Raw genomic sequence first — 13377 nt, 5'->3', positions numbered from 1 at the left:
TGTCTATGTTTTAGTTTGATAATGTTCGGATCATGAGGGATTTGAGGCATGCTGACCGGCGTTAGCATAAGGAGCATGTTATGGAGCTAGAGTCGGTATGGCGTTTGTTGCCTGTGGTGATCACCATTGGCATGGCGCTGGTGGTACGACGGATCCTGCCAGCGTTAGGGCTGGGGATCCTTAGCAGCGCCTTGATCCTTAATCAGGGCGCGGTGTGGCCCAGTCTGCAATATTTGGCGGACAATCTGAGCAGCCAGTTTTACCAACAGGGGCAATGGCAGCGCTGGCATCTGGATGTGTTGGCGGCGATCACCCTGTTGGGCTGCATCACCTCGCTGTTACGACGCAGTGGCGCCGTGACTCAATTTGCTGGTTGGTTATCCGGCCGGATCCAGCGCGCGCAGTGCCCGTCTGGCGGTGGTCGGCGTCGGGTTTCTGGTGTTTATTGATGGGATCTTCTCCTGTCTGGCCAATGGCCACATTTCACGGCCGATCGTGCAGCGTTATGGCGTACCGCCGACGCAGTTAGCCTATCTGGTGGACAGCACCGCCTCGCCGCTGTGCGCGATCTTGCCGATCTCCAGTTGGGGCCCCTATGTCATGACGTTGTTGGCGGGGATCCCACTGCTGACGATGCTGCCCGCAGCGGCCTTTGTCGAGGTGGCCAGTGCCAATTTTTACGCCTTTGCCGCGCTGGCGATGGCGTTGGCGGCGGCGTATTGGGGCTGGGGCTTTGAGCCGGTGGCCGCGCGCCAAACCGAGGTGGAAACGGCAGGCTCGCCTTGGCCACTGCTGTTGCCTTTGTTGGTGTTGATCCTTGGCAGCATCGTCTTGTCCTGGTTGAGCGGATGGCATCGTTCGGGCGAGGTGGGGCTGTTGGCCTGCTTTGCCAGCGCGGATATCGGCGCTGCGATGCGCAATGCGTGTTTGATGGCATTGCTGATGGCACTGGCGTCGGCGCGGGCCTTGGGGCTGCGCCGGATCCTACAAGCCCTGTGGCAGGGGTTGCAGGCCGTGGCGCCCGCTCTGGGGATCCTGCTGCTGACCTGGATGATCGGGCGCAGTATCGATGATCTGGGCAGTGGTGAGTTGTTGGCGCGCTGGGCCAGTGCCTATCTACCGGTGGCGTTGGTTTTGCCCGGGTTGTTTGTCTTGTGCGCGGTTACCGCGTTTGCGACCGGTTCGAGCTGGGGCACCTTTGCGCTGATGATCCCGATCGGGGCGGCGGTGGCGTCGGGCTTCTCGCCCGCGTTGATCCTCCCTGCCGTCAGCGCAGTCATGGCCGGCTCTGTGTTCGGTGATCATTGCTCCCCCATTTCCGATACGACGGTGATCAGTGCCGGTGCCAGCGGGTGCGAGCCGATGCAGCTCGTCCTGACCCAACTGCCGTTAGCCTGGGGGGCGGCGGGAGCGGCGTTGCTGGGCTTTACCCTGCTTGGGCTAGGGCTACCATTGCTTTGGTGTTGGCTCGTGCTGCTTTGCGGCGGCGCCTTGGCGGTGCTGGGGTGTCAGTTTTGGTCCTCGCGGGCCATCAGAACGCTATAGCGGAGAGGAAGTTGGAGGCTGTGAGCCGGTGTTGCATCGGCCCACAGCGCAGTGCGAGGTTAGAGCTTGAAGCGGCCGATCTCGGCATTGAGTTCATCGGCTCGCTGCTTGAGAACCTCAGATCGCTGCTGGCGCAGATCGCTCTGACCCGCCAGCTCTCGGCTGACGTCGGCCACCGCATTGGTGTTGTGATGGATCTCCGCCGCCACCTGAGTCTGCTCTTCCACCGCAGTGGCGATCTGGATCGCCATATCGGAGATCAGGGCGATGGCGTCGGTGATCTCCGACAACGCAGCGTTGGCTTCTTCGGTTGCCTGTACGCTGTTGTCGGCTTGGGCTCGGCTCGAGCGCATCTGGCTGACGGCCTGATGGGTGGTGCTTTGCAGCGTCTCAATGGTGCTCTGGATCTCCTCGGTGGACTGCTGGGTGCGTTGCGACAACAGTCGCACCTCGTCGGCTACCACGGCAAAGCCGCGACCCTGCTCGCCGGCACGCGCCGCCTCGATGGCTGCATTGAGCGCCAGCAGATTGGTTTGCTCGGCAATGTTTTGAATGGTGGTGAGGATGCTGGAGATCGCCTGAGCGTGTTCATTGAGCTGATCCACCACATGGGTGGCTTCCCCGATCTCCCCCGCCAGGTTGGCCACCGCCTGACCGCTGCGATTGACCAGTGCTTTGCCTTGCTCCGAGCTTTGACTTGATTGCTGCGCGGCCGACGCGGTTTGTTCGGCGTGGCGTGCGATCTCTTGCGTCGATTGGGTCATCTGGGTGATGGCGGTGGCCAGTTGGGTTAACTGACACTGTTGCTGTTGCAGCGCCAGATCTGCATCGCGATTGCTGGCGGTGGTGTTGTCGGCTTGTTGGTCGACATCGACAGCGACGTCGCGCAACTGACCCATGAAGGTGGCCAGTCCGGCGACATAGCGATTGAAGTGCTCGGCCAATTGGCCGACCTCATCTCGGTGATCGACGGCGATCCTTTGGGTGAGATCGCCATCGCCGTCGGCGATCTGGCCTAATGCGGCGGACACCTGACGCAGCGGTGTCAGCAGAATGTGAGTGAGATAGGTGATCAGGGCCAACACCAGCGCCAGCGAAACATAGATAAACGGCAGCTGGGTGATCGTTTGCCGCATCAATGGCGCCAACAGGGCTTTCTCATCCAGCATGACCAGCAATTGCCAGTCGGTGCCTGGGATCGCATCGAGCCAAACCCCCATGGTGGCGCCGTGTTCGAACTGCCAGAAGTTGACCCGGTCGTTGCCCACCAGTGGCGCCAGACGGCGCGGGCTGAGGCTGGCATCGAGCTGAGTCAGAGGCTGTTGCTGCAGGTGGTTTTGCGGATGGGCGATGATGATCCCGTTGCCGTCGATCAACATGGCCTGTCCCTCACCGGGCAGAGCAAACTGGCGGATATCGCTCATCAGTGTGTCTAGGGTGAGATCGGCGCCAACCACGCCGCCATGGACTTGGGTCGCCAGGGTGATCACGGTTTGGTTGTAGGCCACATCCAGATAGGGCGGCGTAAGCACCATCCCTGAGCTGGTCATCGCTTGGTGGTACCAAGGGCGTTGGCGGGGATCATAGCCGGTGCGATCGATGCTGGGATCGGAATCGAACATAGCGCCGTCGTTGCGACCAAAATAGGTCAGGTTAAATTGGCCGGCTTGTTGGCTCAGTTGCAGCTGCGTCAGAGGCGCGTCGCCGAGATGATTGGCCAGTGCAGTAATGATGTCGCGACGACTGTCCAGCCAGCCGCTGACGGAGCCAATGTACTGATCGCCTAGTGCATCGATGGTGTGATCGAGGGTGTCGGTAAAGTTACGCTTATCGGCGTGATAAGCCCAACTTATGATCGCCGTGACGGAGATGAACAACAGGGCGCCGATGGCGCCGGTGATCTTGTATTTTAAAGAAATGGATCTCATTGGGGCAAACATTCAGCAAACTTATCTAGTGGCTAGGCGTCAGGGGCGGCGCAAAACTGTTTCGTTGGTTTGGTTATCGGCAGGAAACGCACCCACTTGAACCTTGTTCGCAACTTCTGGCGGCGGGCGTGCGGTAAAGAGCAGAAAATCGCCGTTGGAGGTGATTTTGTTCTGGGCAGTTGCCGTCCAGATCAGTTAAAATTTCGGGTTTGCATTTATAGCCATTCACGAGTAGTAGGACGCGCATGTTCGAAATCAATCCGGTGCTGAACAGCATCAAGGATCTGTCTGAGCGGACAGAACTCCTTAGGGGGTACCTTTGACTACGATGCCAAGAAAGAGCGTCTAGAAGAGGTCAGTGCGGAGCTGGAGCAGCCCGACGTATGGAATGAGCCTGAGCGGGCTCAGAAGCTGGGCCGTGAGCGCAGCGAGCTGGAAGCGGTGGTAGAAACCATCGATAACCTGGATCAAGGCCTGGACGACGTCCGTGAGTTGGTTGATCTGGCGGTGGAGGAGGAAGACGAAGACAGCTTCGTCGAAGCTCAGTCCGAGTTGGAGGGGCTGGAAGCTCAGCTGGCTAAGCTGGAGTTCCGTCGTATGTTCTCCGGTCCGCAAGATGCCAACGATGCCTACTTGGATCTGCAAGCCGGCTCCGGCGGCACCGAGGCACAGGATTGGTGTAACATCCTGTTGCGCATGTATCTGCGCTGGGCGGAGGCCAAGGGCTTTAAAACCGAGATCATCGAAGCCTCTGACGGCGATGTGGCGGGCATTAAGGGCGCGACTCTGAAGATCTCTGGTGAATACGCCTATGGCTGGCTGCGCACCGAAACCGGCGTGCACCGCTTGGTGCGTAAATCCCCGTTTGATTCCGGCGGTCGTCGCCATACCTCGTTCTCCTCCGCGTTTGCCTACCCGGAAGTGGATGACAATATCGCCATCGACATCAACCCGGCCGAGTTGCGTATCGACGTATACCGCGCCTCCGGTGCCGGTGGTCAGCACGTGAACACCACCGAATCCGCGGTGCGTATTACTCACTTGCCGACCAACACCGTGGTGCAATGTCAGAACGAACGTTCTCAGCACAAGAACAAAGATCAGGCGATGAAGCAGCTCAAGGCCAAGCTCTACGAGCTGGAATTGAACGCGCAAAATGCTGAGAAGCAGGCGGCGGAAGACGCCAAGTCCGACATCGGTTGGGGCAGTCAGATCCGCTCCTACGTACTGGATGATTCTCGGATTAAAGATCTGCGTACCGGCGTTGAAACCCGCAACACTCAGGCGGTTCTGGATGGCGATCTGGATCGCTTTATCGTGGCCAGCCTCAAGTCCGGTCTGTAAAGAGCGGCCCGTAAGGATTGATTGAAATGACTGAAAAAGTACAAGACGAAAACAAGCTGATCGCTGAGCGCCGTGCCAAGCTGGACACCATCCGCCAGGACTGTGACGCCAATGGTCACCCTAACACTTGGCGTCCGACCCATCAGGCGGCGGATCTGCAGGCCGAGTTTGGTGAAAATACCAAGGAAGAACTGGCCGAAGCGGGTCACATCGTCTCCATCGCCGGTCGTATTATGGCGAAGCGCGGCCCGTTTCTGGCGATCCAGGATGTGTCCGGTCGCATCCAGGGCTATGCCTCTAAGGATGTGCAGAAAGCACTGAAAGCCATTGGCGGCCTGGATATCGGTGACATTATCGGTATCAAGGGGCAACTGCACCTGTCCGGCAAGGGCGATCTGTACGTGGACATGGGCGAGTACCAGTTGCTGACCAAGGCACTGCGTCCGCTGCCTGAGAAGTTCCACGGCCTAACCGATCAGGAGCAGCGCTACCGTCAGCGCTATGTTGACCTGATCGTTAACGAAGATTCCCGTCGTGCTTTCCAGATCCGCTCAAAGCTGGTTGCCGGCATTCGCCGTTTCATGGAGTCCAAGAACTTCATGGAAGTGGAAACCCCGATGATGCAGGTGATCCCAGGCGGTGCGTCTGCCCGTCCGTTCATCACCCATCACAATGCGCTGGATCAGCAGATGTTCCTGCGTATTGCCCCTGAGCTGTACCTCAAGCGTTTGGTCGTGGGTGGGTTTGATCGCGTGTTTGAGATCAACCGTAACTTCCGTAACGAAGGCCTGTCGCCGCGTCACAATCCTGAGTTCACCATGATGGAGTTCTACATGGCGTACGCGGATCATAACGATCTGATGGATCTGACCGAGGAGATGCTGTCCACCGTGGCGCAGGAGATCCTGGGATCTACTTCCATGCCTTATGGCGAGGAAACCGTTGAGTTCGGTGGCAGCTACCCACGTCTGAGCATGTTGGACGCGACCAAGCAGTACAACCCGGACAACGCGCTGATCCAGGCGCTGGATTACGACAAGGTGCAGGATCGCGATTACATGGTGAAGATCGCTGAGTCGCTGGAGATCTACGTTGAGAAATTCTGGACCTGTGGCCAGCTGCTGGAGGAGATCTTCGGTGAAACCGCGGAGCCTAAGCTGATCCAGCCGACTTTCATCACCGAGTACCCGGCCGATATCTCGCCGCTGGCGCGCCGCAATGATCACAACCCGTTCATTACCGATCGCTTCGAATTCTTCATCGGTGGCCGTGAAGTGGCCAACGGCTTCTCCGAGCTGAACGACGCCGAAGATCAGAAGCAGCGTTTCCTGGCTCAGGTGGATGCTAAGGATGCTGGCGACGATGAGGCGATGTACTTCGATGAAGATTACATCACCGCGCTGGAGCACGGCCTGCCACCGACCGCGGGCCAGGGCATTGGTATCGACCGTCTGGCGATGTTGTTCACCAACACCCACACCATCCGTGACGTGATCCTGTTCCCGGCGATGCGCCCACAGGGTGGCCAGAAAGCCGACTGATCGTCGAGCCCCATCAAATCAAACCCGCCACTTGGCGGGTTTTTTTGTCGCTTTTTTCGGTCTGGCTGTGCAGCTTGGCCATCTTGGCGTCGCCTAATTAAGGCGTGTGCCTGACTTCTCGCCCGATAATGGTTATCCGATCCGCGTTTTTGCCTCTTCGCGCGTCGACTGACTGGAGCCGAAAGGCTGCGATAGGTACACTGTCTGCCCTCCGTCCCATTCATCGAGTTGAGTTGTACTGCTTGTGAAGATCCTGTCATTGCCTCTGTTGCTGCTTACTTTGCTGACCGCCTGTGCCAGTGGGCCGACGGTGGAACAGCTGGAACAAAGCCAGGATCAGCGTCAGGCGCTGGTGGATGACGTTGCCCTGCGGATCGTGCAGCTGGAAACATTGGCGCAGGATGACGATCTGGGTTGGTTCGCGACGGCGCAAGTCCGTAAGGCGCGAACCGCGCTGCAAGATGCGAAGGCGCAATATGCCTTGTTTGGCGAGGATCCCGCGCGGATGTATGAACGCCTTGGGGTGTTCAGTACCCGCTCTCGTCTGCAGGCGGCGCAGGAAGCCCTGCAGGACTCGGAGGCGGCCTTCGATGAGGCCAAGGGGGTGCGAGAGCTGGCGATGGAGCACTTGGCTCTGGCGTTTGCCAACCGGGAGGTTCTGCGCAGCCTCAATGCTGCGAGTTTGCATCCTGGCCGCTATCAGCAGCTGGATCAGCGCCTGAAAGGCTTGGTCGATGCGGTGGCGGCCGGACGCTTGTCCCGGGTTCGATCCGGCAAGCCGGAGCTGCTTAGGCATCAACATGAACTGGAAGTCAGCACGGTCCGGGATCTCTACCTAACGGATCACCGCCAGTCGCTGGAGCAGTTGCGGGCGGCCAGCCTGGATCAAACCGCGCCCCAGACCTTCGCTCAGGCCAGCGCAACGCTGGAAGCGGCCTGGGCCTTGGTGGAGGGATCGCCACGGGCACTGGAGCAGATCGCAGAGCGGGCTGAAGCCACACGCTTTGCCATCGCGCATGCACACCATCTGGGCAACGATCTTCAGCAACTGGATGAGCAGGACAAGGCCGGGCGTGAGATCTATTTGTTGGCCATTGAAGGGCAGCTGGCACAGTTGGCTCGCACCCTAGCGTTGCACGATCTGCGCGAATTCCCACTGCAACAACAATTAACCTTGCTGCAGGACGCACTCGAGCAACATCTGTCTGCGACGGACGAAGCCGCCGAGCCATCGCTCGGTGTCGACGAGCAAGACTGAGCGTGCGGCACCGCTGAGAGCGGGCCTTCCCCCTTAATATCTCCTTTCTATCTCAGCCTTTCGGTCTCAGCTTTTCTATCTCAGCCTTTCTATCTCAGCCGTTAAGTCAGGAGCAGTGCCAGACTCGAGCCGATCAGCAGCAGAGACAGCAGCGCAACCGCATGTCGAATGCGCAGTGGCCGGTGTGAGCCCAGCCGGGCCAGCGCGATGGCGGTGTTATCTTGCTGCTCATCGGCCTGTTGCTTTAATGCCGTGATCAGCCCCTCGCTCCCTTGCTGGACATCAGTGGACACCGTCAGTTGGTGATTGACTTGCGCCTGGGTCAGGGACAACAGCCCATCGCTGGCGATGAGGATCTGATCGCCCGATGATAAGCGCCGCGGGTGGCGATTGGCGTCTATCTTCGATATCGCTCTGCCCTGCAGTGACGAGCTCAGCCGGTTCTCCTGCAGGCGTTGAAACCACTTTGCCTGCTCGCCGTTATGATCTTGCTGCGCTCGACCGGAATGATCGGCGTTCAGTCGTTGTAATCGCGCCTTATGCCAAAGCCACAGCGGTGAATCGCCCACACTGATCCACCACAGCTCTGCCCCGCGGATCCAGGCGGCGGTTAGGGTGGTGCCCATACCGCGGTGGCGGGTGTAGAGCTGGGTGTGAAGCTCGAGCTGTTCATTGGTGTACTGCAACGCTTGCTGCAGGACCGATGCGATCGGCTCTTCGGCGTGACGCCGGACATACTCGACAAAATGCAATCGCGCCAAGCCCGATGCCACATCTCCGGCGGGGGCACCGCCGATCCCATCACACACCAACATCAGGGTGCCACGGCTGTCCGGCAGTGTCTCAATACTGCAGCTATCTTGTTGCTGCTCCCGCATTCCGATCCATTGAGCGGTCGCGCAGCTGTGGACGAACCTATCTATGCGCATGGGTTAGCCCTGAGCTGTGGCCGGCAAACAAGCGAAAGATCCCTGAGGCATGTGCTCTCCCTGGCGACGGTAAGCGGACGTGAACGCTCACCGAGCAACGTGATTTTAACCCCAATGAAGACAGCTATTTAACGGGATTTCAAGTCACCGGAATGGAATGTTGCTACTGCAACCGGCGGCTATCCCGGTCGGTTCGACAGTTTGGCTTTGCGGACGTGCCAGGTTGGCTCGGTGAGCGCGAGCCCGTTAGCGAGGTTCGGCCGCTTCGTCGGGTCGTAGTGGCCAGTGTCTCGGTATGTTGTTGCTTGTGTTGCCCCATGGCTTGGCGCGGTGAGTCGGCCCGGTTGGTTGGCGATAAGCCGGTCGGGCATGCGGGCTTTGCGCCGCATTGGAGCGGGGGGGCCGTGCGGGTTCAAGGGCATGGGGCCGGCAGGCAGCGTACAGCCACAACATCGCTGTTGGTGACGGAGCATGCATTGGTTGCAATGGGATCTCGCAGCGTTGCCGTTTCGGCAGTGAGCCACGCGCTCAGGTAACATTTGTCGATATTGGAGTGGGCATTGCTAGATAATATGTCGGCTGGGGTGTGCTGACCTAGTGCTTTGTGCTGCCAATGCGGTTGCTGGGAGTGCTCTACGGCGGCGAAGTGGGCTGGGGTAACGTCTGTGCTGCTAAAGTTCCAGTTGCGTGACGGGACTCTCGTTTGGGCTTTTGCTCTTTTTGGTGATGCCTTTATGGTGAATTGTCCTGTTAAAGCTGGGTCTCTCGTTGAGTTTTGTCTGGCTTTGATTTTCCTATCCAGTTGTGTTCACTTATTTTTACTGAAAATGTAACGCTATTCCAACCCGCTGTGCACCAGTACAATCGACTGGCAAAATTGACCAGACTGGCAGGGAATGAGCCAGCGTTTACGGTACAGGGAGTTGTGCCACTGACTTTTCCTCAGATAAGGAACAAAAATGCCGTCCAATTCGCTCTCCAAGAAGATCTTTATCGGTCTGTTTTCTGGCCTACTGTTAGGCGCCCTGCTGCAGATCATCGGCAGTGATGCGTTGGCGGCACCGGCTGTTGGTCTGGCCGATATGGCCGGCGGCATGTTTGTTAACCTGATCATGATGTTGGTTGTGCCTTTGGTGTTTGTGTCGATCGTCAGCGGCATCACACAGCTACCGGATATCCAAAGCTTTGGCCGCTTGGGCGGTAAGACCTTTGGTTTGTACATCCTCAATACCTTGGTGGCGATCTCGGTGGCGCTGGTTGTGGCGCTGATCCTGCGACCGGGGACCGGGGTTCAACTGCCTCAGGTTGGGGAGTTGGCGATCGCGACCACGGAGTTGCCGAGTATCTCTGCCTTGATAATGGATATTGTGCCGCGCAATCCCGTGGCCGCGTTCTCCTCTGGCAACATGCTGCAGATCATTTTCATGGCCTTGATGCTGGGCTTTGTCATCAAAATGCTCGGCAGCGAAATGGACAGTGTGGCCAAGGCGTTCCGCAAGGCCAATAAGATCATGATGACCGCCATTACCTTGGTGATGAGCCTGGCGCCTTATGGTGTCTTCGCCCTGATGCTGAAGCTGGGTGCCACACTGGAAGCAGGCACGTTTGTGTCGGTGGCAGGCTACATCGCATTGGTGGTAGGGCTGCTGCTGCTGTGGCTGTTTGTGGTTTATCCTCTGGTGGTTGGCCTGACCACGGATATCTCTGCATCGGAGTTTCGTCGCAAGACCCGTGAGCAGATGATGTTCTCACTCTCCTGCGCCAGCTCCAATGCGTCCATTCCTGTGACCATGCGGACCCTGACCGAGAAGCTGGGCGTGTCTCAAGCCACCGCTGGTTTTGGTGTGCCACTGGGCGCGACCATGAATATGGGCGGGGTGTCTATCTACATCACCATCGCCGCGTTCTTCCTGGCCAATGCCTTTAACGTGCCGATCAGCATGGAGCAGATCCCGGCATTGATCGCGGCGGTGTTCTTGCTGTCCGTCGGCGCCGGTGGGGTGCCTGGTGGCGGCGCGGTGATGATCGGTGTGTTGATCCACCAGATGGGTTTACCGGTGGAAACGGCGTTCGCGTTGATCATCGCGGTCGATCGGATCATCGATATGTTTGTCACCTCGGCTAACGTGGTAGGGGACGCCGCGGTGGTGACCATTGTCGATCGCACCGAGTCGGTGTCCGCCGACGCTGTGGCGCTGAGCGGCAAATAAAAAGCGCGACAAACTTGACTAAGCCCCGCTTTTAAGCGGGGTTTTTCTTTTTCTAAGGCAGGAGTATGCTGTAGGAGTGACTGCAATTTAGCCAGTGAGGGTATGCATGAGTACATGGGTTCAGGGCAAGGTCGTAGAGCGGATCGATTGGAATGACCGGCTATTTAGTCTCAAGGTGGAAGCGGAGGTGGAACCCTTTATCGCCGGCCAGTTTGGTAAGTTGGCGTTAGAGCAGCAGGGGGAGCGGGTTCAGCGTGCCTATTCCTATGTGAACGCCCCGCATGATCCGCTGTTGGAGTTTCTGGCGGTCAAGGTGGAAGAGGGGGAGTTATCCCCCAAGCTGCAGGATCTGCACGCCGGGGATGAAGTGATGGTGTCACCGCGGCCCAGCGGATTTCTGACCTTAGATGAGGTCCCGGCAGGGCGAGAGCTGTGGATGTTTGCCACCGGCACGGCCGTCGGGCCTTTCCTGTCGATCCTGCACAGTGAGGACTGCTGGGATCGTTATGAACGCTTTATCCTGGTGTACGCGGTGCGTGAGTTATCCGATCTGGCTTACCTTGAGCAGATCCGGGCGCTGGAGCAGGCGCACCCTGAGGCCTTTCACTTCGTGCCCGTGGTGAGCCGTGAAGCGGTTGATGGCATGTTGCAGGGGCGGATCCCGCAGTTGATCAGCGAGGGGAGCTTGGAGGAGGCGGTCGGTGTGCCGATCAAGCCGGCACGGACCCAAACCATGATCTGCGGCAATCCCGAGATGATCCGCGAGACGGTGGCGGTTCTGGAGGGGATGGGGCTGCGTAAAAACCTGCGGCGAACCCCCGGCCAGATCACCGTGGAGAAGTACTGGTGATCCTCTATTACTCCGACGCGTCGCCCTACGCACGGGTGGTTCGGATCCTAAGTCGTTACCTGGCCATTGAGCTGGAGGAGGTGATCGTCAATCCGTTCACCGACGATGCCCAGTTGCGGCGGTGCAACCCCCTAGGCAAGATCCCCTGTCTGCTAACGGATATCGGCGCGCTGTATGACAGCCGCTATATCTGCCGCTATCTGGATGAGCGGCTCGGTGATGGTCGCCACCATCGCGGCCTATCGGGGAATTGGACGTTGGGCTTGCTCAATGAGCTGGTGATCGGGCTGATGGACGCCGCGGTTGCACTGCAGGTGGAGAAGACCCGCCAGGAGGAGGGGACAGCGTCGGCCAAGTGGATTGAGCGCCACCAACAGTCGCTGCACGCCGGATTGGCGGCGTTGTCCGGGCAATTAGAGGCCCTGCCGGTTCGACGCTCTGTGGTGGCGATCCGCTTGTTGGTGCTGTTGGAATACTTGGATTTTCGCCACCCCGAGCTGAGCTGGCGCTCGGCTCAGCCCGCGTTGATCGATTGGCTGGCGGGGCATCAAGATCCCATTACCCAGGCGGTGGCCCCCCAATAGGGCGTCAACCGCGGCGGAATTGATTGACGTCGCGTCGATAGCGAAAGCCGATCTCAGCCAGGCGCTGCTCCAGCTGCAGGCTGCTGAGATCCATCTCGGCAGCCAGATCGGCCAGATTGCCACTGCCCAGCCGCAGCTTTTCATTGACGATCCCCAGCAAGATCTGAGGGTCCAGTTGTTCCGGGTGGTGGATCTCCATAGCAACCTCCTAAGCTCGCGCAGTAAAAAAACAGCACGCCGTGGCGTGCTGTTAGGTTATTTCGTTTCCGTGCTGAACAGCGCGTAGGGCAATGGCGCCAGGGTCAGCGGGGTGTCCCCTAGGCGGAAGGCGGTGTCCGGCTCCAGCGCCTTGTTCATGATCGCCGTCAGCCAGATCTGCTCGCCCACCAGCTGTTTGGCCACGATGGTGCCCGCTCGGCGCCAGTTGTCGCCCAGTTGCATCTCCAAGGTGTCCCCGTCGGTCGCCGCCCCTTGCAGTACATACAGGGCGCGCTTATTGCCGCCGCGAAAATGCATGCGAGCCACCGTCTCCTGGCCGATGTAACAGCCCTTGTCATACTGGACACCGCCGATGGCATCCAAATTCACCATCTGCGGCACGAACTCCCCGGTGTGCTCGGCCTCAAACCAAGGACGTCCCGCCTCCAGCTCACTGGCGATAAAGGCCGCTTGCTCGCTTTGAGCCAGTTGCGCCAGCGACTCGGGCAGCTCCACGCCTTGCGGCAGTAGCAGCAGCGCGCGCTCCCCGTCCAGCAGTGCGCTGATCCGGCCTTGCTGGCGCAGATTGCCGCTGCCGGACCAGTCGGCCAGCAGCGCCTGGCCATTGAGCAGGGCAAAACACTGATAGTCTGCGCTGGCATCAACGAATTCCACCTTGTTGAACACCGCGTATTTGCCCAAAGCGGCTTGCTCCAGTGGGATCAGCGAGCTCGGCATCAACATTAGGATCTCGTCGTTACTGTGTAGCCAGCGGAACGCAGCGATCAGCTTACCCTTGGGATCGCAATGGCCACCAAAGTGCCACTGGGTCGGGTCGAGCTTCACCAGATCGCAGGTGAGCTGGCCTTGCAGGTAACTCTGGCGATCGTCACCGTGGGCGCGCAGTACGCCTAGGGCGTTAAGTGGGATCAGCGTGGGCGTAGTCAATGGTCTCTTAGCCTCGAAAATGTGTAACGGTCTGACGGAGAT

General features: G+C 59.0%; 12 protein-coding genes. 8 read left to right on the top strand and 4 right to left on the bottom strand.

Annotated elements, in window-relative coordinates:
• Positions 1-80 precede the first annotated feature (80 nt).
• Together ABEA08_RS04600 and ABEA08_RS04595 are read left to right on the top strand one after the other, a co-directional pair.
• Positions 81-449: a hypothetical protein gene (locus ABEA08_RS04600; RefSeq protein ID WP_345333757.1), complete on the top strand. Its 369-nt coding sequence runs from the start codon at positions 81-83 to the stop codon at positions 447-449.
• Positions 367-1545 carry a Na+/H+ antiporter NhaC family protein gene (locus tag ABEA08_RS04595; protein WP_345333755.1) on the top strand — a complete coding sequence of 393 codons (1179 nt, stop codon included), beginning with the start codon at positions 367-369 and terminating at the stop codon, positions 1543-1545. The genes ABEA08_RS04600 and ABEA08_RS04595 overlap by 83 nt, the downstream gene beginning before the upstream one ends.
• 59 nt (positions 1546-1604) lie before the next feature.
• Here the strand turns inward: ABEA08_RS04595 and ABEA08_RS04590 are convergent, their stop codons facing one another.
• Positions 1605-3473: a methyl-accepting chemotaxis protein gene (locus ABEA08_RS04590; RefSeq protein WP_345333753.1), complete on the bottom strand. Its 1869-nt coding sequence runs from the start codon at positions 3471-3473 to the stop codon at positions 1605-1607.
• A 245-nt stretch (positions 3474-3718) separates the two neighbouring features.
• On the opposite strand from ABEA08_RS04590, the gene prfB reads away from it, so the two are divergent.
• The 3 genes from prfB (at position 3719) to ABEA08_RS04575 (ending at position 7616) form a co-directional block, all read left to right on the top strand.
• A protein-coding gene (gene prfB / locus ABEA08_RS04585) for a peptide chain release factor 2 (protein WP_345333751.1) occupies positions 3719-4817 on the top strand; the annotation gives its coding sequence in 2 pieces (ribosomal slippage) (positions 3719-3793 and positions 3795-4817; 1098 coding nt in all).
• 26 nt (positions 4818-4843) lie between these two features.
• Positions 4844-6358, top strand: coding sequence for a lysine--tRNA ligase (lysS, locus tag ABEA08_RS04580; protein WP_345333749.1), 1515 nt, complete (start codon positions 4844-4846; stop codon positions 6356-6358).
• Between the two features lie 244 nt (positions 6359-6602).
• Positions 6603-7616 (top strand): coiled-coil domain-containing protein, encoded by a 1014-nt coding sequence (locus tag ABEA08_RS04575; RefSeq protein ID WP_345333747.1) that lies wholly within the window; start codon positions 6603-6605, stop codon positions 7614-7616.
• Between the two features lie 101 nt (positions 7617-7717).
• Here ABEA08_RS04575 and ABEA08_RS04570 read toward each other — a convergent pair whose 3' ends face one another.
• A complete protein-coding gene (locus ABEA08_RS04570; RefSeq protein ID WP_345333745.1) occupies positions 7718-8494 on the bottom strand; it encodes a PP2C family protein-serine/threonine phosphatase in 777 nt (258 codons plus the stop codon).
• Between the two features lie 1010 nt (positions 8495-9504).
• Between ABEA08_RS04570 and ABEA08_RS04565 the strand changes: the two genes are divergently transcribed.
• From ABEA08_RS04565 to ABEA08_RS04555, 3 genes are all read left to right on the top strand, one after another.
• On the top strand, positions 9505-10755 hold the full coding sequence (locus ABEA08_RS04565; protein ID WP_345333744.1) for a dicarboxylate/amino acid:cation symporter: 1251 nt from the start codon (positions 9505-9507) through the stop codon (positions 10753-10755).
• 106 nt (positions 10756-10861) lie between these two features.
• Positions 10862-11605 carry a ferredoxin--NADP reductase gene (locus ABEA08_RS04560; protein WP_345333742.1) on the top strand — a complete coding sequence of 248 codons (744 nt, stop codon included), beginning with the start codon at positions 10862-10864 and terminating at the stop codon, positions 11603-11605.
• On the top strand, positions 11602-12189 hold the full coding sequence (locus ABEA08_RS04555; RefSeq protein ID WP_345333740.1) for a glutathione S-transferase family protein: 588 nt from the start codon (positions 11602-11604) through the stop codon (positions 12187-12189). Before ABEA08_RS04560 ends, ABEA08_RS04555 begins: the two co-directional genes overlap by 4 nt.
• Positions 12190-12193: 4 nt before the next feature.
• Here ABEA08_RS04555 and ABEA08_RS04550 read toward each other — a convergent pair whose 3' ends face one another.
• Both ABEA08_RS04550 and ygfZ read right to left on the bottom strand, forming a co-directional pair.
• On the bottom strand, positions 12194-12388 hold the full coding sequence (locus ABEA08_RS04550) for a DUF4250 domain-containing protein (protein ID WP_345333738.1): 195 nt from the start codon (positions 12386-12388) through the stop codon (positions 12194-12196).
• A 56-nt stretch (positions 12389-12444) separates the two neighbouring features.
• A complete protein-coding gene (ygfZ, locus tag ABEA08_RS04545; RefSeq protein ID WP_345333736.1) occupies positions 12445-13335 on the bottom strand; it encodes a CAF17-like 4Fe-4S cluster assembly/insertion protein YgfZ in 891 nt (296 codons plus the stop codon).
• Positions 13336-13377 lie beyond the last annotated feature (42 nt).

The organism is Ferrimonas pelagia (genome assembly GCF_039543565.1).
Classification (GTDB): Bacteria; Pseudomonadota; Gammaproteobacteria; order Enterobacterales; family Shewanellaceae; genus Ferrimonas; species Ferrimonas pelagia.
This window is presented reverse-complemented; position numbering and strand designations above follow the sequence as displayed.